Consider the following 2,090-nt stretch of genomic DNA (forward strand, 5'->3'; position numbering starts at 1 on the left):
GAAGTGCTGATCCGGCTCGTCGATGCCGCGCTTGCCGCCGAACTGGTTGCGGTTGCGGAAGCTGAGGAGGCTCACTTGCCGCGTGTCTACGTCTTCGGCGGCGGCCATGTCGGCCAGGCGTTGGCGTCGACGATAGCACTTCTCCCCGTGCATTGCGTCGTCATCGAGACGCGGGCCGAGGCACTGGAAGGCATGCCGGAAACCGTCGAGACCAGGCTGACAGCTATGCCGGAAGCGATGGTGCGAAATGCCCCTGCCGGCGCCGCCTTTGCCATCCTCACCCACGATCATGCGCTGGATTTCCTGATCGTCGCCGAGGCGCTGAAGCGCGGCGACACCGCCTATGTCGGCATGATCGGCTCGAAGACCAAGAAAGCGACGTTCAGGAACTGGTTCCTGAAATCAGCGGCAGGCAGCGAGGCCGAGTTTGCCCGCCTCGTCTCGCCGATCGGCGGCGATACGGTCAAGGACAAGCGCCCGCAGGTCATCGCGGCGCTGGCGGCAGCCGAGATCATGACGGCGCTGGTCAGTCACAACGCAACCTCAAGTGCCGACCATCAAGTTCCGCATGGCAGGGTGATGGCAGGCTAAGCTGCGCCACAGCTAAACCGGCCGCTTCAGCCCCAGATGGTCGCGCAATGTGCGGCCCTCGTACTCCGTGCGGAACAGGCCGCGCCGCTGCAGTTCCGGCACGACGAGCGTGGCAAAGGCATCCAGCTCACCAGGGAAATATGAGGGCATGACGTTGAAGCCGTCAGCCGCACCGCCCTCGAACCGCGCCTGCAACTCGTCGGCGACCTGGGCCGCCGTACCGACGATGCGCCAATGTCCACGCGCGCCGGCGAAATGGCGGGCAAGCTGGCGAATGGAAAGGTTGTCGCGGCGCGATTGCTCGATGACGAGCGCCTGCCGACTTTTCATCCCCTCGCTTTCCGGCAGGTCCGGCAGCGGCCCGTCGATCGGATAGCGCCACAGATCGGAGATGCTGAGATAGCTGGACAGAAGCGCAACGCCGACGTCGTCGGGGATCAGCGCCTGTAATTCCTCATATTTTTCACGGGCCTCCGCTTCGGTCTCCGCCACCACTGGCGCGACGCCCGGCATGATCTTGATGTCGTCAGGCTCGCGCCCGTAGGCCGCCAGACGCCCCTTGAGATCGTCGTAGAAGGCCTTCGCTTCCTCGAAGGTCTGCGCCGCGGTGAACACCACATCGGCGGTGCGGGCGGCAAGGTCGCGGCCGACATCCGAGGCGCCGGCCTGGACCATCACCGGCGCGCCCTGCGGCGAACGCGGCAGATCGAGCGGGTCGCGAACCGAAAAGCTCTGGCCGTCATGTCCGGATCCAGAAGCGCCATCGAGCTTGCCGTTCCAGAGCCCGGTGACCACCTCGGCGAACTCGCGCGCGCGCTCATAGCGATCGGCATGGGGCTTGAGGCCGGTCGAGCCGAAATTGGCGGCCTCGACGGCGCTGGCCGAGGTGACCAAGTTCCAGCCGGCCCTGCCGCCGCTCAGATGGTCGAGCGACAGGAAGGCTCGCGCCAGGCCATAGGGCTCGTTGTAGCTTGTCGAGGCCGTCGAGACGAGGCCGATGCGGCTGGTCTGGACGGCGAGCGCCGAAAGCAGGCTGATCGGCTCGAAGCCGATCGAGCGCGACGTCTGGCTGGCAATGCCGACATTGGCTTCGCGCAGGCCTGCGGCGTCCTCGCAGAAGATCATGTCGAACTTCGCCGCCTCCGCCGTGCGCGCCAGCTGGATGTAATGATCGATGTCTATGCCGGCGGTGACGTGCGCCTTGGGATGGCGCCAGGCGGCGATGTGGTGGCCTGTCGCCCACAGGAAGGCGCCGAGCTTCATCTGGCGAGCGGTCATCGGTCACCTCCGCCGGCAAGCCCCAGATGCGAGCGCAACGTCGTGCCGCGGTAGTTCTCTCGAAACAGGCCACGCTGCCTCAGTTCCGGCAAAACCAGATCGACGAAATCGTCGAGCGCTGAAAGCTGTGCCGGCATCAGGATGTTGAACCCGTCGCAGCTTTTCGCCCGGAATTCCTCTTCCAGCCTCTCGGCGACGGCAGCCGGCTTACTATCGGCGGT

The 2,090-nt window shown here is 65.6% G+C and carries 2 protein-coding genes and 1 pseudogene; 1 reads left to right on the forward strand and 2 read right to left on the reverse strand.

All coding sequences use genetic code 11. The annotated features are described in order from the left end of the window. The coding region (gene xdhC / locus EOC06_RS36380) for a xanthine dehydrogenase accessory protein XdhC (protein WP_128310055.1) at positions 1-591 on the forward strand (591 nt) is incomplete at its 5' end. A 12-nt stretch (positions 592-603) separates the two neighbouring features. Here xdhC and EOC06_RS36385 read toward each other — a convergent pair. Both EOC06_RS36385 and EOC06_RS36390 read right to left on the reverse strand, forming a co-directional pair. After that, positions 604-1,869, reverse strand: coding sequence for an LLM class flavin-dependent oxidoreductase (locus tag EOC06_RS36385; protein WP_128310056.1), 1,266 nt, complete (start codon positions 1,867-1,869; stop codon positions 604-606). Further along, positions 1,866-2,090, reverse strand: a pseudogene (locus EOC06_RS36390) (nitrilotriacetate monooxygenase); the annotation flags it as partial. The pseudogene EOC06_RS36390 and the gene EOC06_RS36385, both read right to left, overlap by 4 nt.

Origin of the sequence: Mesorhizobium sp. M7A.F.Ca.MR.362.00.0.0 (assembly GCF_004023175.1) — a bacterium.
Taxonomy (GTDB): domain Bacteria; phylum Pseudomonadota; class Alphaproteobacteria; order Rhizobiales; family Rhizobiaceae; genus Mesorhizobium.